This is a genomic window from Shewanella sp. SM55 (genome assembly GCF_025654025.1).
In the GTDB taxonomy this organism is placed as follows: Bacteria; Pseudomonadota; Gammaproteobacteria; order Enterobacterales; family Shewanellaceae; genus Shewanella; species Shewanella oncorhynchi.
Genome location: NZ_JAKKRS010000001.1, coordinates 62,601 through 85,111, shown reverse-complemented (window position 1 = coordinate 85,111; position 22,511 = coordinate 62,601). Strand labels below are relative to the sequence as shown.

At 46.8% G+C, this 22,511-nt stretch carries 19 protein-coding genes; 8 read left to right on the top strand and 11 right to left on the bottom strand.

The window, feature by feature from the left end:
• Positions 1–76 precede the first annotated feature (76 nt).
• From hypA to hyaA, 11 genes are all read right to left on the bottom strand, one after another.
• Positions 77–430, bottom strand: coding sequence for a hydrogenase maturation nickel metallochaperone HypA (gene hypA / locus L5L91_RS00345; RefSeq protein WP_168824038.1), 354 nt, complete (start codon positions 428–430; stop codon positions 77–79).
• On the bottom strand, positions 430–1,446 hold the full coding sequence (gene hypE / locus L5L91_RS00340) for a hydrogenase expression/formation protein HypE (protein WP_028760185.1): 1,017 nt from the start codon (positions 1,444–1,446) through the stop codon (positions 430–432). Before hypE ends, hypA begins: the two co-directional genes overlap by 1 nt.
• Entirely contained in the window at positions 1,439–2,578 is a 1,140-nt protein-coding gene (hypD, locus tag L5L91_RS00335) for a hydrogenase formation protein HypD (RefSeq protein WP_263181845.1), read from the bottom strand. Before hypD ends, hypE begins: the two co-directional genes overlap by 8 nt.
• A 62-nt stretch (positions 2,579–2,640) precedes the next feature.
• On the bottom strand, positions 2,641–2,886 hold the full coding sequence (locus tag L5L91_RS00330; protein ID WP_028760183.1) for a HypC/HybG/HupF family hydrogenase formation chaperone: 246 nt from the start codon (positions 2,884–2,886) through the stop codon (positions 2,641–2,643).
• A complete protein-coding gene (gene hypB, locus L5L91_RS00325; protein ID WP_263235366.1) occupies positions 2,886–3,683 on the bottom strand; it encodes a hydrogenase nickel incorporation protein HypB in 798 nt (265 codons plus the stop codon). Before hypB ends, L5L91_RS00330 begins: the two co-directional genes overlap by 1 nt.
• A gap of 187 nt (positions 3,684–3,870) precedes the next feature.
• Positions 3,871–6,390, bottom strand: a complete 2,520-nt coding sequence (hypF, locus tag L5L91_RS00320; protein ID WP_411569324.1) for a carbamoyltransferase HypF — start codon at positions 6,388–6,390, stop codon at positions 3,871–3,873.
• Positions 6,383–8,299 carry a NiFe hydrogenase gene (locus L5L91_RS00315; protein WP_263235360.1) on the bottom strand — a complete coding sequence of 639 codons (1,917 nt, stop codon included), beginning with the start codon at positions 8,297–8,299 and terminating at the stop codon, positions 6,383–6,385. Before L5L91_RS00315 ends, hypF begins: the two co-directional genes overlap by 8 nt.
• 3 nt (positions 8,300–8,302) lie before the next feature.
• Positions 8,303–8,860, bottom strand: coding sequence for a HyaD/HybD family hydrogenase maturation endopeptidase (locus L5L91_RS00310; RefSeq protein ID WP_105252281.1), 558 nt, complete (start codon positions 8,858–8,860; stop codon positions 8,303–8,305).
• 7 nt (positions 8,861–8,867) lie between these two features.
• Entirely contained in the window at positions 8,868–9,542 is a 675-nt protein-coding gene (gene cybH / locus L5L91_RS00305) for a Ni/Fe-hydrogenase, b-type cytochrome subunit (RefSeq protein WP_263235357.1), read from the bottom strand.
• Between the two features lie 19 nt (positions 9,543–9,561).
• The gene (hyaB, locus tag L5L91_RS00300) at positions 9,562–11,265 is read right to left on the bottom strand and encodes a nickel-dependent hydrogenase large subunit (protein WP_028760177.1); all 1,704 of its coding nucleotides are present in this window, start codon (positions 11,263–11,265) and stop codon (positions 9,562–9,564) included.
• A gap of 3 nt (positions 11,266–11,268) precedes the next feature.
• Complete coding sequence (gene hyaA, locus L5L91_RS00295; protein ID WP_263235355.1) at positions 11,269–12,405, bottom strand: nickel-dependent hydrogenase small subunit; 1,137 nt, start codon at positions 12,403–12,405, stop codon at positions 11,269–11,271.
• 384 nt (positions 12,406–12,789) lie between these two features.
• Here hyaA and L5L91_RS00290 point away from each other — a divergent pair, with 384 nt between their 5' ends.
• From L5L91_RS00290 to mdoH, 8 genes are all read left to right on the top strand, one after another.
• On the top strand, positions 12,790–13,257 hold the full coding sequence (locus L5L91_RS00290) for a TlpA disulfide reductase family protein (protein ID WP_263235353.1): 468 nt from the start codon (positions 12,790–12,792) through the stop codon (positions 13,255–13,257).
• A gap of 3 nt (positions 13,258–13,260) precedes the next feature.
• On the top strand, positions 13,261–13,479 hold the full coding sequence (locus L5L91_RS00285) for a DUF4266 domain-containing protein (RefSeq protein WP_028760174.1): 219 nt from the start codon (positions 13,261–13,263) through the stop codon (positions 13,477–13,479).
• A gap of 164 nt (positions 13,480–13,643) precedes the next feature.
• Positions 13,644–14,963 carry a DUF3570 domain-containing protein gene (locus L5L91_RS00280; RefSeq protein ID WP_263235351.1) on the top strand — a complete coding sequence of 440 codons (1,320 nt, stop codon included), beginning with the start codon at positions 13,644–13,646 and terminating at the stop codon, positions 14,961–14,963.
• 130 nt (positions 14,964–15,093) lie between these two features.
• Positions 15,094–16,002 (top strand): FAD:protein FMN transferase, encoded by a 909-nt coding sequence (locus L5L91_RS00275; RefSeq protein WP_263178587.1) that lies wholly within the window; start codon positions 15,094–15,096, stop codon positions 16,000–16,002.
• A 20-nt stretch (positions 16,003–16,022) separates the two neighbouring features.
• A complete protein-coding gene (locus tag L5L91_RS00270; RefSeq protein ID WP_028760171.1) occupies positions 16,023–16,682 on the top strand; it encodes a response regulator transcription factor in 660 nt (219 codons plus the stop codon).
• Positions 16,683–16,766: 84 nt separating this feature from the next.
• Positions 16,767–18,164 carry an ATP-binding protein gene (locus L5L91_RS00265; protein WP_173245233.1) on the top strand — a complete coding sequence of 466 codons (1,398 nt, stop codon included), beginning with the start codon at positions 16,767–16,769 and terminating at the stop codon, positions 18,162–18,164.
• A gap of 490 nt (positions 18,165–18,654) precedes the next feature.
• Complete coding sequence (locus L5L91_RS00260; protein ID WP_049821716.1) at positions 18,655–20,283, top strand: glucan biosynthesis protein G; 1,629 nt, start codon at positions 18,655–18,657, stop codon at positions 20,281–20,283.
• Positions 20,284–20,306: 23 nt separating this feature from the next.
• Positions 20,307–22,490, top strand: a complete 2,184-nt coding sequence (gene mdoH, locus L5L91_RS00255; protein ID WP_105252289.1) for a glucans biosynthesis glucosyltransferase MdoH — start codon at positions 20,307–20,309, stop codon at positions 22,488–22,490.
• Positions 22,491–22,511: the final 21 nt, after the last annotated feature.

The following is a 22,511-nucleotide window of genomic DNA, read 5'->3' as shown; positions in this document are numbered from 1 at the left end:
GTTCTTTATTGAGCATTCTTTATTTATAGAGCGTTTTATCAATAGCGCTGTCGTTAACCATGCGTATCGTGGATGATTAATCCTCGTTCTGTTCCATCTCAAGTTGCATCAGTAACATATCTTCGCCATCGAGTACGCGAGTACGAAAGCTTTGACACGCAGGGCAGACGACCGTGCGCTCACTCAGTACGGATTCAGTCTGGCAGTCTTGGCAAAGTATCACTAGTGGCTGAATTTGCATATTGAGTAGGGCTTCTTTGCAAATCCCATCGAGCTTAAACGTATCGAAGGCCGTTTGCAGCAGGCTAGGTTCAACCCCGCTCATGACTCCCAGTTTGATATCCACTCGGGTGATTTTATCGGCATGATTGGCCTGAGCGTGCTGTTCGCATTGCTCAATCAGGGCACTCACAATCGAATATTCGTGCATCAGCAAATCCTTGGCAGCAGTTCACCTTGGGGAAGATCGAGATAACGCTTAGTATTCCAAGGCGTTCTTAGTACGACTTTCCCCACTAAATCTTCACTCACAGTGCCGATTATCGCTGCATGCTCACAGCGCCCAAAGCGTTGCATGATCTCGAGCGCACCTAAGGCGATGTCGTTGGGAACGGCGAGAATGAAAGTGCCTTCGTTGGCAAGATCCATGGCTTCGAAACCATAGAGTTCGCACAGACCTTTGACTTCATCGCTGACGGGAATACTGGCTTCATTCACTGTGATGCCAACATTGGAGGCGACAGCCCATTCGTTGAGCACCGCCGATAAGCCGCCGCGAGTCGCATCGCGCATCGCATGAATGGGAATATTGGCGGCGATTAATTGCTCGACTATGGGCCAGAGCGTCGCGCAGTCACTTTGCAATGCCGATTCGAGTGTGAGTCCTTCACGTGCCATTAAAATCGCTGCACCGTGGCAGCCAATATCACGGGAGACAATAATGGCATCGCCCACGGTGACATTCGCCGCGGAAATATTGGGACGCAAGATACGACCAATGCCTGAGGTATTAATAAATAAACCATCGGCGCACCCCTTGGGTACGACTTTAGTGTCGCCGCAGACTATCCGTGCACCACTGTGTTTTAATTCTTTCGCCATACTGCGGACAATCGTCGTTAAATCCTTGATAGAAAAGCCTTCTTCGATGATCACACTACAACTCAAATACTGAGGTTCTGCGCCCATCATAGCGAGATCGTTGACTGTGCCTGCGATGGCAAGCTTGCCGATATCACCACCGGCAAAAAATAAAGGGGATACGGTGAAAGAGTCTGTGGTAAAGGCGTTGGCACCGTGCAAATCGAGTTTGGCAGCGTCTTCTTCGCTGCGAAGGATTGGGTTATCAAACTCGGCAAAAAACAGATCACGGATCAGTTTATTCATTTCTTTGCCGCCACCGCCGTGGCTGAGTTGAATGGATTTATCTTTAAGCGTATCAGCCATGATGTGGCTCCTTGATATCGATACCTTGATAGCGGTAATAGGCATTGCAGGCACCTTCGGAGCTGACCATGCAACTGCCTAAGGGCGTTTCGGGATTGCAGCCGCGGCCAAAAACTTTACAGTCCTTTGGTTTAGCAAGCCCACGAAGTATATCGCCGCACTGGCAGGCTTTATGATCGTCAATTTCCTTCACAGGTAGGCGGTCTTTAAAGCGCAGTTCGGCGTCTCTGTGGGCATATTCGGGTTTAAGCTGCAGCGCTGAATTGGGGATTGGGCCTAGGCCACGCCAGCGAAATTGCGGTCTGACATTGAAGAATTGATTTACTTTGGCCTGCGCCGTGAGGTTGCCGTCCTCCGATACTGCGCGGCTGTATTGGATATCGAGCTCAGCTTTACCTGCGGCTTTTTGGCGCACAATCCGTAAAATCGACTCCATCACATCGACGGGCTCAAATCCTGCGACAACCACGGGCGTGCCATAGTTTTCGACTGTGCTGCGATAGATTTTTGCGCCGCTGATCACGCTCACATGGGCGGGGCCGATAAAGGCGTTCACTCTGGCTTTTGGGTCGTGCATTACGGCATCAATTGCGGGTGGCACTAATACATGATTGATATGAAACAGTAGATTTTCGAGTTTTTCTTGTTCGGCCAGTTGTAACAAAATTGCTGTCATTGGAGTTGACGTTTCAAAGCCAATGGCGAAGAACACTACGGTTTTATCGGGATTGTCGCGGGCAATTTTGAGCGTATCTAAGGGATCGTAAATTGGGCGAATATCGCAGCCCTTGGCCCTAAAACTGGCTAAAGAGCCTTGAGAACCGGGCACGCGGATCATATCGCCCAGCGTCACAAGAATAACATTTTCTTGGGAGGCAAGCGCCGCGGCTTGGTCGATGCGCTCTTTAGGCATAATGCACACTGGACAACCTGGACCGTGGATAAACTCAATATTATCAGGCAGTAAATCCAGTAAGCCGTATTTCATAATAGTGTGAGTATGACCGCCACAGACTTCCATGATATTGATTGGTTGCTTAACTAATTTAGCGGTTAACTGAATATCCCGCGCTAAATTGGCAATCGTTTGGGGATCGCGAAAGCCTTGATAGAGGTGTTTTAGTTCAAGCATGCTCTTTCCTCGGTGCACTCGATAGGGGTGCGCCTTGCGACTTAATCCTGCACTACTGATGGTCAGTGTATGGCTTCGTTTTCGAGTTTAGTGACGATTTCTTTGTATAGGTCAATGCTTTGCTGCGCATCTTCCTTATCGATTTTGTTCATCACAAAGCCAATATGGATCAGCACATAGTCACCAATCTCCAGTGGCTCATTCATTAAATGACTGCTGACATCGCGGCGCACGCCTAAGGTATCGACCGTGACACTCTGGCGTTCAATATCGACCGCCACCACTTGGGAAGGTATGGACAAGCACATTATTGTGCACCTCGAATATTGTCTTTAAGCCAAGCGGCCACAGCCTGCATGGAGTCGCCATCTTTGATGGAGACTTCAATGATTTGAGTTGCTGGATTGAGTTTTTTAAGCTGTTCTCTGGCTTCGTCTAGCTTGAAATCAAAATAGGGCAGTAGATCGCACTTAGTGATAAATACTACATCGGCGCGGCGGAACATCACGGGATATTTCTCAATCTTATCATCGCCTTCTGGCACGGACAGCAGCACGATATTTTTGTGGGTACCTACGTCATAACTGGCTGGGCAGACAAGGTTGCCGACGTTTTCAACAAAGCAAATATCCAGTCCATCAAGTGGTAAGTGATGCAGGGCACCGTGTACCATAAAGGCGTCAAGGTGACAGGCAGAGCCCGTTTGAATTTGATAGGCCGTAATGCCTTTCGCGATTAAGCGGTCGGCATCGCGGGAGGTTTCTAAGTCGCCTTCGATCACCGCATAATTGAGCTTGGTGTATTCTTTGAGATTTTCTAATAGGGTAGTTTTACCGCTGCCTGGGCTACTCATGATGTTGAAGGCAGTAATATTATGTGCCTCAAAGTGGGCGCGGTTATGTCCAGCTTCGACATCATTTTTATCTAAAATTTTGTGGATGACTGACAAGGTTTTTTTATCGTTTAACTGAGGATTTGTGTGTAACTCTTGATGGCTATGCTCATGAGTATGTGAATGGTCATGATTATGCTCATGGCTATGGGCATGCGCGCCTAGATGATCATGGTCGTGGCGGGTAAGGGAGCAGCCGCAGTCTTTACACATTTTACCTCTCCTTGTATCGGCAGAGTACAAGGACTTTGCCTGACAAATAATGATTGATGTACGAATCGTTAATTTGGTTACGCTAATGTTGAGTGTGATACAAATTGCGCTACGGATCTTTGATGTTCGTCAGGTTTATGGGGATAAAAATGGCGAGCGAACATCATGGCTTATCAAATAAGTCAGGTTATTGACTCTGATGAATGCCATACCAAAGTTGGCCTAGGGCGATGCCGCCATCATTGATGGGTATCTGTTTACTGGATAACACTTTATTTCCTTGGGCGCTGAGTTTGCTCAGGCAGTATTCCAATAGATATTTATTTTGAAATACGCCACCGCAGAGCACGGTTGGGAGGTGTTGATACTGGGCAGCATAATCACAAATAGCATCACCTAAGGTGTGTAAAAAGGCGCGGGCGATGGCATAGCATCTATTGTCTGTTAGCGGTTGTGCTGTAATCAATTCAACAATTTGCTTGAACATCTCACTGCTTCGCCACTGGTCGATGTCAAGAGGTAAGTTAAGCGAAATGACTTCAAGGGCTAATGCATCGGCGCGATTGGCCGCGGCTTCTATCGCCATGCCCGCTTGACCTTCAAACAGTGTGGTTTCGATTAAGCCTAAGGCGCAGGCGAGGGCATCGAACAGTCGTCCGACAGAGGAGGTTTTTATCGCACTGCCGTTCTGCCAGATCTTATGTAAGTTAGTCAGAGTGTTTGGGCGCATGTTGTTTAATATAGGTAATTGCAATGCGAGTACAGCATCGAGGCTCATTTGCTCGAATAATAATGCCAGTAACAACCTCACGGGTTGCTTAATGGCTTGCTCGCCGCCTAGCAGGGCTATGGGCTCAAAATGGGCCAGTCGCTGCGCTTTATCGAGCGTAGTTAATAGCACTTCACCGCCCCATAAACTGCCATCGTCGCCAAGCCCAGTACCGTCAAAACTAAAGCCCAATACGGGATCTCGATATTGATTAACCGCCATTACGCTGAGCACATGGGCATGGTGGTGTTGCACCGATAAACATTGATTTTGACTGGTATCGCTGAGTTTTACACTCGAGTTTGAGTGCATTCCAGCCCAGCGCGAAGGGGCATAATCTGGGTGTTTATCGCGAATAATAATATTTGGCGTAAAGTGATACAACCGAGCAAAAGTGGCTAAGGTGCGCTCAAAATACTGCTCGGCGCTGACACTGAATAAATCGCCAATATGGGGACTTAAAAACACATTATTGCCAAAGCCTAAGGCGATGGCATTTTTTTGTTGTGCGCCCACGGCCAAAATTGATTGGGTCAGCGGTATCTCTAAGGGGAAACTTAACGGTGCATAGCCGCGGGCGAGGCGCAATACTTGCACCTCTGCGGAGGAATCCAGTTGTGGCTGGATCACTTGCACCACACTGTCATCACAGCCATTAATAATCGGCCGATTATGATCGACTATCGCATCCACCACATGGCTTAAGTGACTAATAAGCTCATCACAATCAGTGATGATAGGTTCACCGGAAACATTGGCGCTGGTTGCAACTAATGGCCCTTTGAAGAGACCTAATAGCAAATGATGTAGCGGTGTGTAGGGTAAAAATACCCCGAGTTTATTCAGATTGGGGGCGACAGCTAAGCTGAGATCATGCTCGCTTCGGCTGCTCATCAGCACTATGGGCCTTTCCTGCGAACTCAGCACTCGCCACTCGGCATCCGTCCCTGTGACATAGTGTTGCGCCATGGTGATATCCGCCATCATCACCGCTAGCGGCTTGGCTTGGCGCTGTTTTCGCAGCCGGAGTGCGTTGACGGCATTGTCACTTCGGGCATCACAGATTAAGTGAAATCCACCCAATCCTTTAATTGCCAGAATTTGCCCTTGGCGTAATCTGTCAGCCGCTGCTGTCAGTACCGCAAGGTCCGTACTCAATTCAGGTGTGCTGACATTTGAGGCACTGGGAAGGATGTATTCCCCTTGCGGTGTTTTTAAACTGAGTCTGGGGCCACAGGCGGGGCAGCTCACGGGCTGGGCATGGTAGCGGCGGTCGAGTGGGTTTTGATATTCTTTGGCGCACTCGGGACACATGTCAAAATCGGCCATGGCGGTGTTGTGTCTATCATAGGGTAAAGCATTGATAATCGTGTATCGAGGGCCACAGTTAGTGCAGTTGGTAAAGGCATAGCCAAAGTGGCGATCATCAGGATTATGCATGTCGTGCAAGCAATCTTGGCAGGTACTTTTATCTGCCGATACCGCCACCAGTGCACCTATCGGTGAACTTGGGTCATCGTCCTCATGGCTGTCGCTTTTTATAATCTCAAACGTGGTTTCGCTTAATAAAATCGGCAGTGGTATTTGGCTGATATTGTCGATACGGGCGAGTGGTGGTGGAGTGGTATTGAGTACAGTGATAAAGCGAGTGAGGTTTTCATCATTACCTTGCAGCTCAATGGTCACGCCCTTGGCATTGTTAAGCACAGTACCCGTCAGTTGAAACTCAAGGGCATAACGATAGACAAAGGGGCGAAATCCCACCCCTTGTACAATGCCAGTGACGTGCAACTGACAACGCTTTAACGTGGCTCCCTTGTGGACAAGGTATTCCAATGCCAGCCTTCGTTTTATCTGCAGGTCACTGTGCTTTTTGTGGCGACTATTATGCCTATGTGGCTTCATGCGTTGTGACTTAACTTTTGGCCTCCTAATCATGGGCATTTAGTTGTCGCTGCTTAACGTAAAGTGCACCAACGGCTAGGTTATCGCCGTCTAAATCTAGGCTGCGATTGATCACCAATGGAAAGTTTTTGCCTAAGCGCAAGCTGATGCGTTTGCACAGGGTTTCATTGATTAATTCATTGCCCGCTAAGGCTATATTGTGCACGCCGATATTTAAATCGATATGCTCGATCCAGTTAGATAAATAGTCCGCCAGTGAGTCTTGCATTGCAAAGGCGAGCTGACTCGGATCGTCATTACCCGCAATACGAAAACTTAAGACAGTGCCTAAGGTTTTACACCAATTTAGGCTGCGGTGGGCTTCACCTTTGGTCAGCGGATAATCGATACGCGGTGCATTAGCACCGTGGTAGCGCATGGCGGCGGCCATGAGTGCATCGCTGAGCCTTGCTTGGCTTTGAGTCCCTTCTTGGGTATTAAGGCCAATTAATATGGCGGCAATTGCCCACAGGCTTTGTAAGTTATCCTGTCTGCCGTGAAGCTTTAGGCTTAAAAGTTTTAGGTAATCTTCGGGGAACAGGCTCTTAAATTTTTGCGCTACGGCTTTTTGTGGACTGCTGTCCAGTTGATGGAAGATTTCGTAACCGTTATCGGGCAGCTCGGGCAAGGCAAAGAAAAGTTCAGTGTCGCCCTTATTATCGCAGGTGACAATTTGACTGGCGTGGGTATGGCTTAAGTAAATGACCGCGGCATTTTTTGCCTGTTTATGACTGGTAAACTTACCGTTGAGCAGCGCACTGAATAGCGCTGCGTCTGCAAGGGTGTGATTTTCTGTGTTGACTGTATTTTGATTATTATCGCTTAGCATACTGGTGCAATGAATATCACTGTCTTCACTTGACGGTACTTGAGTCAATACTGCCACACTCAGTTCGCCTTGGTGCGATCGTGAACGTTTCGCCGCTTGCCATTGGGCTTGATAGCCGTGAAAACTGACTTTTTCCCTTAAGGGTTCTGGAGCGATAAAGTGCTTGGTTTGAACCTGTGTAGAGCTTAAATCGTGACTGGCGATTTGTGCCCAAGCACCATCGACCCACGCTAGCTTCGGCCTATTATGCGGCCCTTTAATGTAAACCCAATCGACCCCTTTTTGTCGTAATACTTCCCCGAGCACTAAGATCACTCGGCTGTAGGCAAAGCAAATGTCGTACAGCGGCGCGCTGAGTTTGTCGTGTTCTTGCGTGGGTCTCGCGCAGATAAGTGGCTTTTCAATACTCGAAAGCGCGAGCACCTGCGCATCGTTCAGACAAAAATGGGCGTTCAGCGTATTGGGATTACAAATTAACAGTTGTGGCCGCTCGCTTAAAGGCTGCTCAAACGGTGTCAGGCTGATTTGCAGATTATCGGCGGCCGCTAATATCAGTGGGCCTTGTGTCAGCAGTCCCTGTGCCATGGCTTTAATATCTGACAAGGTTAACGCTTTTTGTGCGGACGTTAATTGTGTTTCGCCCTTGCAGCAAGGGCAAATTAAATCGAGTGTGCCAAATTTAGCCGACTGATTATCGCCAATCAACGGATAACAATGCTGACAAAAAGGCACTATGGCTTGGTTGGATCCAGACTGTGGAAAGGGCAGTAAGGTTTTACTGCCTTGGGGCTCGTCGATGACTTTAATACTAGAGTCAATCAACCAAGCGGAAATCAAAAAGTCCGCGGCAATGGCATCGGCCAATTGTTCTAGTTGGTTTTGCTCGCCCTGAGCTTCAATAAAATAGCTTTGAGGGCCAAAGTCATGTTGGCCAGCACTATATTGACCTGAGCTATGTTGACCATCACAGCCTATGCTGATATTTAGCTCATCGTAATTTAGATATTGATTACATAAATGCGTGTACAAAGGCACCTGACGTGAGCAGGTAAAATCAAATCTGATGTTTTTCATCTTCTATATACTTTCACCAGTAGTAACGCCACGTTTATAAGAGTCAGGGATCAGCGAGTCGATACTATGCTCGGCAACACGCGTCGCAGTGAACCCAAGGGAGGCTAAGTGGGATAACAAGCTTGATTCCATTAAAGGTACCGCGGCGGCGACTTTAGGGGTCAAGCCTAGCACCATAGGTTCGAGCACGGTTGGGGTGACGCCCAGCACAAAGGTCTTAGGTCTGTCGCCAACCATTTCCATCATATTGAGGGTTTGCAGCATTTCGACTTCATGGGCGCTGCCTTGCCAGTCGATTTCCTTCGGCGCTTTATCAAAATCGAAGAAATAGACCTCGCCCGCTTCTACGCCATTGGCATTAACTGTATCGACCACGATTAAATAATCGTATTGGCAAATAATAGGGATAAGTCCCTGAGCCAAGGTGCCGCCATCGAGCAGCGTTAGCTGGTGGGACTCATGGGTAAACTGATAATTATCAGCTATATAATTGACAAAATGTACGCCGATGCCTTCATCGGCGTACAGGACATTGCCAATACCGAGTAGCAATATCTTCATTGGACTCCTAGTGGTGTGAGTCTGGCTTTGGGTAGTCGTAGCCAGAGACAATCGAGTCAACTGAGTTATGTTTGAAGCGTATCCCTGACCAAACCGCCATATAGACGTGGATAACCACAAAGATAACAAATGCCCAAGTGAGGTAGTGATGCCAAATCCTAACTTGTGCTAGCCCACCCATTTGTGCCGTGATCCAAGCGGCGCTGCCCCAAAGCATGCCACCTAAACCTTGGTGATACACATTGGCATACAACACCAGACCCGTTATACATATCACAAGAGCGACCAGTGAGATTGCTACATAAGTCACAAATTGCAGCGGTCCATAGACACCGGCTTTATGTAAGTGCCCCATCCATAAGTAGGATTTCAGCTGAGTGATCCAACTTTTTACACTCATCACATCGCGAAATGAGCGCCGCTCAATGTCGCTTCGGCTGAAAAAATACAGGTAGAAGCGGACTAAGGTGATTGCGGTTAGTACAAAACCGCAAATCAGATGAGCGAAGCGGATCCAGCCTTGTACGAGTACGTCCGTACTTTCAGGCGCCACCAGAAACGGCCAAGCAATATAGAATCCGGTGATCACTAGCACCAGAATTGACAGTGCTCTGAGCCAGTGATAAATCCGTATTGCCGGACTAAAAATCAGTGTCCGAATGCGGGTTGCAGAATGGTTCATTTTGCGTTCCCTCCCTCGATTATTGACCATTGGGACTGACACGGAACTCGCTCAATGCTTGGCCTTTGAAATCCATCACGTGTACAGAACACGCCATGCAAGGGTCAAATGAGTGAATAATACGTATCACCTCAAGGGGCTTAGTAGGATCTTCCAGTTTCAAGCCAATTAAAGAGGCTTCATAGGGACCCATTTTACCGTTGGCATCCACAGGACCTGCGTTCCAGGTCGTCGGTACCACGGCTTGATAGTTCTCAATCACTCCATTTTTAATGCGGATCCAGTGGCTTAACATGCCGCGTGGCGCCTCGATCATGGCGTGACCTACATACTCTTTATTTGGATCAATATTAGGTTTTACATAGGTAGATTCATCGGACTGGATATTCGTCAGCAGCGCATCAAAGGTTTTTAACCCTTCTTGGGCGACGATGACTGTCTGTAACATACGGGCTGCAGTGCGACCTAAAGTGGTAAATAGAGCCGCTACGGGTAGACCTGTGCGAGCGAGCAGGCCATTGACCGAATCCACGACCACCTTGTTACCGCGGGCATAACTCACCAATAGGCAAGCGAGTGGACCCACTTCGACAGGTTCACCTTGATAACGGGGAGATTTCACCCATGAGTATTTGCCATCACCATCCAGTGTTGGCAATTTGCCGTAGACAGTGTCGCGTTCAACAAAACCAGTGTAATTAGGAATCGTTGTACCGTCATAGGGATGCTGCGGCGCATCGGCGCTATACCAAGCGTGGCTGACGTCTTCGGCAATCAGATCTGGATTCACATCACTGACGCCGGCAAGGTCGCCATTCATGATCACGCCTTGATTAAACATGTATTCGCCATTGGCTAACACAAAGTCATCGGTCGCCATGAAGTTTTTCACGTTTACGCCGCCCAACACGCTAGGTTCAGTTCCAAAGGCTTCGGCCGCCATCACGATATCTGCTTGATAGGCACGCAGAATAAAGTCAGTTACTGTCGCATGTTTTTGCTTCCATTCCTGCAGGCGAGCAGGGCTGAGCATGTCGCGCACCGAAGTCACACCACCGACAACAACGGATTGTGGATGTGGTGATTTGCCACCAAAAATGGCAAGCATCTCTGCCGCAACACGTTGTACTTCAAGCGCTTTAAGGTAGTGAGATAGCGCGATAAGGTTTTGCTCTGGGGTAAATTTATAGGTGCCATTGCCCCAATAAGCGTTGGCAAATGGACCTAATTTTCCCGTTTCGACAAAGCCTTTAACTCTTTCTTGTACCGCTTTTAAATCACCTTCACCCGCCGCTATGGGATGGTCTGTGTATTTCAGGGCAACTTGTGCCGCTTTAGCAGGATCGGCGCTCAGTGCAGAAACCACATCAACCCAATCTAAGCCGTGTAGATGGTAAAAATGGACAATATGGTCGTGCATGTATAAAGAGGTTTGCATTAATGAACGTAAGTATCTTGCGTTCAATGGAATTTGAATTCCTAACGCATTTTCAACCGCCTCAGTACCGCAGCGGTAGTGGGAATAGGTACATACGCCACAGATACGTTGCACAATAAGGCCAACATCCATAGGCGTGCGGCCTTTGAGAATGACTTCAATACCGCGCCAAAGTGTGGAGGATGACCAAGCCTTGTTGATGACGTTATTTTCATCAACTTCGACTTCGATACGTAAGTGACCCTCGATACGTGTGATAGGGTCGATAACAACGCGCTTGCTCATGGGTTATTCCTCCAGCGGTTTGGCAAAAATACTGGCAACGGCATGGGCTCCAATGCCCACCACAGTCGCGCCTAAAATCACCGCACCAATAGTATCTGCGGTCGCATCCAATCCATGGAGGAGTTGACGGCCAAGGGGTTTTTCAAAGTCAGCCATATCGTCCCAGAAGTTAGGTTCTGAGCAACCCATACAACCGTGTCCAGCGAGTACTGGCCAGCTAGTGTGATGGTTAAAGCGCTCGGTTGGGCAGTTGTTGTAGGTGTAAGGGCCTTTACAACCGACTTTATAAAGGCAGTAGCCTTCTTTCGCACCGTGATCGCCAAATTCTTCAACGAATTCACCAGCATCGAAGCGGCCGCGGCGTTCACAGTTATCGTGTACCCGTGCGCCGTAAGCCCATTTAGGTCTATTAAACATATCTAGCGCAGGTAATTTTCCGAACATGATGAAGTACATCAAAGTGCCGACTATGTTCTTTTCACTCGGTGGGCAACCGCCTAAGTTAATCACGGGTTTACTGACCACTTCATGCACGCCTTTAGCCCCCGTTGGGTTTGGATAAGCGGCTTGCACCCCACCAAACGCCGCACAAGTGCCAACAGAGATAATCGCGGCGGCGCCTTCTGCAGCATGCTTGATGATTTCTAACCCTGTGTGGCCTTTACAACCCACAGTTAAGAAACTGCCGTTATTTGCAGTCGGAATCGCCCCTTCAACGGCCAGTAAATAGCGGCCCTTGTAGGTTTCGAGTGCATATTCGAGGTTTTCTTCGGCTTGCCAACCCGCTGCAGCCATTAAGGTTTCGTGATATTCCAAGGAAATATGATCGAAAATCAGTGAGTCTAGATTGGGGGTATCGGTACGAATTAAAGATTCGGAGCAGCCAGTACATTCGGCCATATGTAACCAGATTAAGGGTACACGATCGGCTAATTCGGCAGCTTCGGCCACTAAGTTACTAAAGGGGAGGGGTAATGCGAGCATGCTCGTCACCATGGCACTCCACTTCATAAAATCACGGCGACTAATGCCGTGCTGTTGCATTTTTTCAATCAGCGATTGTTGTTGACGGGGAGCGAATTGGCGTAACGCATCTAAGCGCGCCTTTCCCTGTTCATATAGGGCTGCATGTGTGTCCATGGGTCAACCTTTTTTGTTATTTAAATGTAAATTGGTAAGGGTTTACATAATTGACAGTGTCAGTTTAGGCCGTTGGAGTGTAAAGATTATTGATGTATATCAAGAATTTTTAAGAGATGTGACCGAACTGATTTTGACATTTAATTAACATGACGCAGATCTAATTTCACTTTTCCTAATGGGACAAAATGTCTCACATTTGTCATTTTGGATGAAATCGGTCACTTAATCAGCACTCATGTGATTAAGGCGATGCTGATAATTATGGTTCATTCGCGTGGTGAGTCTGGGCGAGCAGGTTAATTAAACTTATATAAGCTTGTTTAAGAAAACCTTAAGATTCAGTTAATAGATTCGAACGTAATCGTTAATGCGGAATATGCTATGAAGAAAATATTATTGTTACTCAGTTTATTGGTCGCAGGCGTACAAGCCGCGCCGTCGTTGGATCACCAAGTGTTTAACGCGCAAAACCAAGCCGTTTCCCTGAGTGAGTTTAAAGGTAAAGTCGTTTATGTCGATTTTTGGGCATCCTGGTGTGGCCCTTGCCGTAAATCGTTTCCTTGGATGAATGAAATACAAAAAAAGTATCAAGATCAGGGATTAGCTGTCGTGGCAATCAACCTAGATACAGATAACGAGTTAGCCCAGGAATTCTTAAAACAAGTCCCTGCCAATTTTTCAGTGCGTTTTAACCCCGAAGGTGATGTCGCTCGCAGTTTCGATTTGCTGGGCATGCCGAGCAGTTTTATGTTCAATCGTCAAGGTCAGTTAGTACAGCATCATGTTGGCTTTTATGCCGATAAAACCGCTGAATACGAGCAAGAACTCGTCAATTTACTGAAGGAGTAATTTATGCTTAAACCCGCATTAGTCGCAGTAACGCTCATCATAGGTTTGAGTGGATGTTCAAGTTTAGGGGTGCAGCCGTGGGAGAAAGGCCAGCTGGCCCGCAGCGATATGGCGCTCGACAGTGAAAAGCTCGACTTAGCACTCGATGATCATATTTATTTTAGTAAAGAAGGCAGTAGCGGCGGTCGTGCATTTGCCGGTGGTGGATGTGGCTGTAACTAAACTCTCCGTTGGTGTTATTTGTCCTTAGATGTAACGAATAAATGTAACGCACAGATGTAATGAACAGACGTACTAAAACAAATGTGACGAGCAGATGTTCTAAAATCTGGGGCGAAATCCCGCGGTATTGAATAGATGGAAGTGACCTACAGGTGTTGTCAGCTATGACCCAAAAAAAGAACCCAATAAATACAAGACAATCGAAGCAGATAGCGGGTGCTCTCGCATTAGCCAGTTGTGGACTGTTTGCAACAAGTGGCCATGCGACTGAATTATCTAAAAAAGCTGACGACTGGAAGATCGATGCTGCGTTAATGTATTACGGTGAGCAAGATAGAGTACAAGCCATCGAAGCTATAGGCACAGCGCAAAAAGCCTTTGGCGATGACAGTGTGCTGGATCTCAAACTCGTGGTTGATAGTCTAACGGGGCCTTCAGCATCGGGCGCCGTGGCCCAAAGTTCTAGCCAAACGTTTACTCGACCATCTGGTAATGGTCAATATCATGTTTCAGCGGGGGAAACGCCGTTAGATGACACCTTTCACGATACTCGCGTACAAGCCAATGTCGGTTGGAGTGAAGTGCTAACACCAGATTGGAAACTCAATGTTGGCGCATATGGCTCGAAAGAGTTTGATTATATGTCAATGGGCATCAATGCCGGAATTGAGCGAGGGTTTAATAAAGACAACACCACTTTATTTTTAGGTACGGCTTATAGTTTCGATGTGGTTGACCCCGTTGGCGGTCGTCCGGTGGATTTATCTTCGATGGTCATTCGCGATAACTTCACCAGTGAGGAAGCTTATCGCAGCGCATTCGATGCGACCCGTCAAGGTGGCAGTGATAATAAGCAGACCGCGGATGTGATGTTAGGTATCACCCAAGTGCTTAGTCAGCGCTGGTTGTTGCAAGCCAATTACGGCTTGTCGAGTGTGAATGGTTATTTAACGGATCCCTACAAGGTGCTCAGTGTGGTGGATAACAACGGCATTACTCAGGATTTATTGTATGAGAGCCGCCCCGATTCGCGCTTGAAGCACAGTTTTTACGTGATGACTAAAGGCGCATTAGATGCGGGTGTGGTGGATTTTTCCTATCGTTATAATACCGATGACTGGGACCTCACATCACATACCTTAGAAACCCATTATCGGTATTACTTTACCGGCAATTTCTATGGTCAATTACATCTGCGCTATTACCAACAAACTGCGGCTAACTTCTATCAACCTTTCTTGATGGCGGATACGCCACTGCCTGAGTTTGCCAGTGCCGATTATCGTATCGGTGATATGTCGGCTTATACGATTGGGGTTAAATTTGGCCATAGATTATCGGGCGGTCATGAAATGTCGTATCGCTTAGAGTATTACCAACAGGATCCGAAAAATAACGGCGCTACGATTCCTGGAGAGCTGCAAAACTTCGATCTGTTTCCGACTCAGAAGGCAATTACAGCACAGTTTAGTTATTCTTTTTAATACGAAATAATGCTACTGGCTCAGATAGCAAGGCGTTAAACTGTATGGGTAGCTTAGCTACCCATACTCAATTTGCCCCTGAACTTATTCAATCGCAATCCCAGTGGGATGCCATGTGAAGAGGTGATTTATGATGTCGACATCGTCGCTAAAGACCGCTCCTTATTCGTTGCAGCGCCGTGATTGGGGTTATGTGGGCGAATTTAGGGCCATGGCGAGTCCCTGTGAAATACTCATAGCATGTGATCAACTCGATATTGCTGACGATATGTTGGACATGGCTGTCACTGAGGCGCTGCGTATCGAACATAAGTACAGTCGCTTTATCGCGCAGAATTGTCTGTGGCAATTAAACCATGCCAATGGTCATAAGCAGCTTATCGATGAAGAAACCTGGCAGTTATTGGCTTTTGCTAAACAATGTTTTCAGCTCAGTGATGGACTCTTTGATATTTCTGCTGGGCCGTTAATGGAACTGTGGCGCTTTGATCCCAAAGCCCAATTACCCGAACATGGCCGCATACTTGCCGCGAAAGCCTTAGTGGGGTTTGAGCACATCGAGTTTGATTCGCGCCATATTGAGATGCCAACAGGTATGAAATTGGATTTTGGTGGTATCGCAAAAGAATATGCGGTCGACAGAGTCGCCTATGAGTTAGCCGAATGTTATCCAGACATTCCAGTGTTAGTGAATTTTGGCGGTGATATCGCTTGTCCTGTGTCCAAAGTGACGCCATGGCAAGTGGGAATTGAAGACCCACGACACCTCGATCATGCTGCGAGTGTACTAGCGATTAGTCAGGGTGCATTAGCGACCAGTGGCGATACGCGGCGATTTTTTGAAGTCGATGGAAAGCGTTACGGCCATATTGTTGACCCACGCACTGGCTATCCCGTTATCCATGCGCCGCGCTCTGTGACTGTGTTAGGGCCAAACTGCGTGACTGCAGGTATGCTCGCCACTATGGCTATGCTGCAGGGGCGAGACGCGGAAGATTTTTTACAGCAACAAGATGTTAAGTTCAGTATTTTCCGTTAGGGCTCAGTTAAGGACATTGAATGCGTATTATGTTGGTTGAAGACAATGAGTTATTAGCCCAAGGGATTTGCTTGAGTTTGGCAAAGCTTGGCATGCAAGTTGATCACCTTAATAGTTATCAGCAAGCCTTGCTGGGGGTTAAAAATGAAAGCTTCAGTGCCATAGTGCTCGATCTGGGATTGCCTGACGGTAATGGTAAAGAGTTACTTAAAGCTTGGCGCCAGCAGGGAGTGTCAATTCCCACAATAGTTCTGACCGCTAATACGGATTTTGACACTAAGCTCGAATGTTTAGACATGGGCGCCGATGATTATCTCGGTAAACCTTTTGATGTGCGTGAACTAGCCGCGCGCATTCGTGCCATCGTCAGGCGTCAGTATGGGCTCGATCACAACAGTTTGATTATTGGTGCGCTTTGCATTGATTTAAATACCCGTGAAGTGACCTTTCGCGATCAAAATGTGCTGCTTTCACGGCGTGAATTTCAATTACTGCTCGAACTCGCTCAGTCGGCAGGGCGTGTATTGACCCGCAGCCAGTTAGAACAGTTAACCTATGGCTGGGATGAAGTCGGCAGTAATTCAATAGAAGTGCATATCCACCATCTGCGCAAAAAACTTGCCAATGAATTAATCAAAACCGTGCGTGGAATAGGCTATACCTTGATTGAAATAAATTAATTTGAAGAGTTAAATAACAAGCTCCACGTTTGTGGGTACTGATAACGCAGTGATGACTTGAAGCATAGTCGTTAGGAAAAAGAAGTGATTCGATTAAAGGGGCTAGATGTGTATTCACTGCGTTTGGTACTGACATTATTAATTTTGTCAGGTATTTCAGTATCCGTCGCTGTATCTAGCTGGTTAAGTACTCGGGATTCTAAGCATCAAATCGAAGAACTCTTCGATGCGCAAATGCTCCAAACCGCTAAAATGTTGGAGTTGTTCTATCATACTGAGCCCAATGCAACAGCTCAGGATCTCGTCATACCCCAAGTGCTCCACGTTCCCGATAGCCAGATCAGTTCCTTTGCCGAAAAGGCCGATGCGCTGAAACTGGCCTATGAGCATAAATTGGCGTTTCAAATCTGGAGTGAGGCGGGGGAAGCCTTAGTTTTATCGGATAATATTGGTCATCAACCTATCAGTCGATTCGTACAGGGCTATCATAAGAAAGTGTTCGAAGGAGAACTCTGGCATGTGTTCAGTTTTTTTTCGGTTAAAAATCATGTTTGGATTGTCACTGCTCAACAGGATGAAGTACGCCAAGAGCTCGTATCGCAAATCATGCATAACGCCGTTATCGTGCCTTTAATGGTAGTGCCTTTAACATTAATTATTGTTAGCTTCTTGTTTTATCTCTTGTTTCGGCCATTAAAAACCTTTGAAAGAGAATTAATTGGACGTGCGCCCAACGATTTGACCCCGTTGACTATGTCATTGCCTAAAGAATTAGTCCCTGTTCGGCGCGCATTGAACTTATATATCAATAGTATCGCGCGATTTATTGCCCGTGAGCGTCGTTTTAGCGCCGATGCGGCCCATGAGCTTAAAACGCCATTATCTGTGATTAAATTACATCAACATGGCTTAGAGAGTCTGATTGATGATGACCCGCAGCAGAAATTCCATTTAGCTGCGATAGATGCTGGCGTAGTGCACATGAGTCATACCGTTGAACAATTACTCGTATTAGCAAGGGTGGACTCGATTAATGAGCTTAATGTGTCATCCCACGCCATTTTGCCTATGGTCGAAGATGCGCTTAATCAATTAATGCCACAAATCACTGATTATGAATGGAATATCGATATCGCATCCAATCTAACGGTGACCTGTGATCGTTTTTATTTGCTACTTGTACTGAAGAATATTATCGAAAATGCCTGTAAATACAGCCCACAGGAATCGGAAATTTCAGTGTCGGCCCATGCTTTGGATGATGAAATCTGTATTTGTGTCGCGGATCGAGGCCAAGGCATGACAGAGCCGCAGATTGCCAATGCGACAGAACGTTTTTATCGTGTGAATGAAAATGAAGGCATAGGCGCGGGATTAGGTTTGTCTATCTGCTATCACATCATAGAATTGCACCAAGGTCGTTTAGTGATTGCGCCTAGGGATCAAGGTGGATTATCTGTGACACTTTTTTTGCCAAAATAGTTCAGGCAATGAAATGTTAAAATAGATCCGCAGTTTCAGTGACATCAGCTCAGTTGTTTTGATACATTTAAGCGGGTAAAATTTTGAATTTTCCTGCTGTCTTAGTGTTAATCCTTAGGCTTACCAACGGATTGATTCGCTTATTGTGATATTTCATCTAAGATCATCAACACTTAGTTGAGGCGTAAAAAGGCTCATTTTACTTTCAATAATGTAGCATTTGGATCACTTAATTTGTTTTTGTAACTTTGAAAACAGAAATAAGCATGATAATGTTATTTTAATATTCATTTTTGGTATAAGCTTATTCTCAAATAGTATTGTGTAGAAGGGGTTAACTGCATCTTTATTTATGAGTTTTTTTCTCCTTCTGATATCTTTCGCGATATGTAAGCAACTGTTTTTTTTCATCCCTAAATCAGAGTGAAAAAAATTCACTGTATACATAAAAAACATTGATTTCTTAGTTTATTTTTTAGGTTACCTATCTATGGTTAGCTTGTTGCGTTGCCCATCGTCCAAACCTTATTCGTCACTCATATGTTCACTGACGCTAGGCGCTGTAGTCGCCCTGTCTGGTGTCGCGTACGCTGAAGAGACAAAACCCGCCGAGGCAGTTCCTGTGGTTACTCCACCGAAAGTGATTTCTCAGCCCAGTACAAAAAATCAAATCAGATTCACTAAGACAGGCGCTTTTGATAGCGAAACTGTCGTGAAGATTGCAAAACGTTTGGCAGCGAAACCTTATGTGACCCTCAAAGATCCTTTGCCAGCTGGCCTTGCTAAACTGTCATACGATGAGTACAGAGATATTCGTTTTAACCCGACTGCGTCTATTTGGCGTGATCAGGGCGTGCCATTTCAAATGCAAATGTTCCACCGTGGTTTCTATTTTCAAGATCTGATCGAGATTGCGATTGTAGAAGGTCAGAATGCAACGCACTTAGCTTATGAGCCTAAATATTTCACTGCGGGTGAAGTGATTACTCAAGCGCTGCCGAATGATGACATTGGCTACTCAGGATTTCGTATTCATAACCAATTGAATACGAATGGTGTATTTGACGAGCTTATGGTATTCCAAGGTGCGAGTTATTTCCGCGCTTTAGGTAAAGGTAACGCCTATGGCTTATCTTCCCGTGGTTTGGCGTTAAAAACGGCTGACGCTGAAGGGGAAGAATTCCCGATATTTCGCGCCTTCTGGGTTGAGCGTCCACACAATGACAGCAACTTGATTGTTGTGCATGCCTTGTTAGATAGCCCAAGCGTAGCAGGTGCCTATACTTTCTCTGTCCGTCCCGGTGATAACACCTTGATTGATGTAGAAGCGACACTGTTTCCTCGTGTTGAGCTGAGCAAAGTCGGTTTAGCACCAAGCACTAGCATGTTCTTACATTCACTCAATGGTCGTCACGACACCGATGATTTTAGACCTGAAGTACATGATTCTGATGGTTTATTGATGTTAAATGGTCGTGGTGAGCATTTATGGCGCCCATTAGCTAATCCACGTCAGTTACAAGTCAGTGCGTTTTCTGACAATTCGCCTCAGGGATTTGGTCTGATCCAACGTGAGCGTGACTATGCGTCATATCAAGATTTAGAAGCCCATTACGAACGTCGCCCAAGCCTATGGATTGAGCCTGTGGGTAATTGGGGGCAAGGTTCAGTGGTGTTGACTGAAATTCCGACAGAGTCTGAAATTCATGACAACATTGTTAGTTATTGGAAACCACGTCAGCCTATTCCTGCTGGCGGTGAATTTCATTTTGCCTATCGCATGAGTTGGGGTGAAGAACCTGCTGCGAAAGTCGGTGCCGTACATATTTCTCGCTCTGCCAGTGGTCGTGCCGATATTGCTAAGGCGACTCCAAGACGTTTATTTGTGGTCGACTATCAAGTTGAAGGTCCGATGACAGATGAAATGCCAGTCGCTAAAGTTGAAGCTTCTGGTGGTGTGGTCACAAATGTGGTGATTGCCCGTAATGCCGCTAAAAATGGCTATCGCTTAGCTTTTGAATTAGAGCCAGAAGATAAAGATCTTATCGAACTGCGCGCTGAACTTAAGTTCCCAACTCCTCGTCAGGTTGAAACCTGGCTCTATCGCTGGACGCTGTAAGGTTCATGACGGAGCAACATGATATGACTGTATCCGATAACTCGGTACTCGAGACGGAAGTCCTCGTGGGTGGTAGTGCTATGCCAAATGAACGGCCTGGCGCTATGGAACCCCAAAATTTAAGTAAGATGCCAGAGGGATTCCCTCGCCGTAGCACTGTGGCTGATGGGGTACGCTCGCGTACCTACCGTCGTGTGTTTGTGGTGGGTGGGGCTTTATTATTATCTTTGTTTGCTATCTATGAAATGGGGGCGGTATTTAGCATTGGCGGAATTACTCCTCTGGAATATTTAGTGCTAGTGCTGTTTGCGGTTAACTTCTGCTGGATTGCTTTGGCGTTTTGTAGCGGTATTGCAGGTTTTTTAATTTTACTGCGAAAACCGCGGGCAAAAGATTTGCAAGTGACTGAACTGCATACGCGCACCGCGATTTTGATGCCGACCTATAATGAATCTCCTGATAGGGTATTCTCGGCGGTTTCAGTGATGGCTGAAACCTTGTCGCAAACGGGTCATGGTCATGCTTTTGATTGGTTTATCTTAAGTGATACTACCGATCCCGATATTGCTTTACTCGAAGAGCAGGCATTTCTGGTGCTACGTCAAGAAACCCATAAGCATTCGCGGGTGTATTACCGTCGCCGTCGTAAAAACGTCGCCCGTAAAGCGGGTAACGTAGCCGATTTTTGCCGTCGTTGGGGGTCGCGTTATGATCACTTGTTAGTGCTTGATGCCGACAGTTTGATGGAGTCTTCAACCATCACTGGCTTAGCTCAGCGCATGCAGGCCGATCCTGATGCGGGTTTGATCCAAACGATTCCGTCGTTGATCAATGGCACCACTTTAATGGCCCGTTTACAGCAATTTGCAGCGCGCATTTATGGTCCCGTAATTGGTACCGGTTTAGGCTGGTGGGTACAAAAAGAAGGTAACTTCTGGGGCCACAACGCCATTATCCGCACCGAAGCCTTTATGACCGCGGCTGGATTACCCAACCTTAAGGGTAAGCCACCTTTTGGTGGTCATATCATGAGCCATGACTTTGTTGAAGCTGCGCTGATCCGCCGTGCTGGCTGGAGTGTGGTCATTGCCTATGACTTACCGGGTTCATACGAAGAATGTCCACCGTCGATTATCGACTTAGCCGTGCGTGATCGCCGCTGGTGCCAAGGTAACTTGCAGCATTCGCGTATTTTGCCGACTAAAGGTTTGCACTGGGTAAGCCGTTTACATTTACTGACGGGTATCATGGCTTATTTGTCATCTCCTTTCTGGTTGATGTTGATTTTGACCGGTTTGATGTTGGCTTTGCAGGCACACTTTATTCGACCTGAATATTTCACCGATCAATTTTCACTGTTCCCGACTTGGCCCATCATGGACTCGGATAGGGCATTAAGATTGTTCTACATTACTATGGGGGTTTTGTTTGGCCCTAAAGTATTCGGGGTCTTGTTGCTGCTTAAAGACGGTGAGTTTGCTCGCAGTGTTGGTGGTCGAATTAAAGCGATATTCAGTGTGATCTTTGAGGTCATACTTTCAGCGCTGATTGCACCTATCATGATGTTTATCCATTGTGGTGCTGTGATGTCAATTCTGATGGGGCGGGACAGTGGTTGGTCGCCGCAACGTCGTGATGACGGCAGTATGCCTTGGATGACGTTAATCTATCGTCACCGCTGGCATATGCTGGCAGGTGTGATGTTAGGTTATGCGGCTATTTTGGATTCTTTGACTTTGTTAGCTTGGATGAGTCCGGCGTTGATCGGTCTGTGGATTGCTGTGCCTATTTCGGCATGGACAGGTTCAGTTAAAATTGGCGAAGTGTTCAAGCGTGCTGGTATTCTTGCAACACCAGAAGAACGTAACCCTGCGCAAATTTGTCTGCAAGCGCAAGAAGCGCGCGCCGCTTACCAAAGACACATTGCTGAGCCTTGGACGTTAGCACAGGTACTTAAAGACCCTGCGTTGATGGAATTGCATTTAGCCATGGTGGATAAACAGCCTTTGCGTGCTGCGGGTACACCAATTGAAGCGATGGAAGCCATAGTGCATGTGAAGGTGCATGAAGCTCGTTGTCAACAGAGCGCATTAGCTTTACTCAATCGTCAAGAAATGGCGATGGTGTTGGCAAATCCTTTGATGTTACGTAGCCTACAGAAATTACCAGAGCAATTTGTCGAAGAAGATCTCGTGTCTTTTTGCTAACGAGCACTTGCTCAGCATATT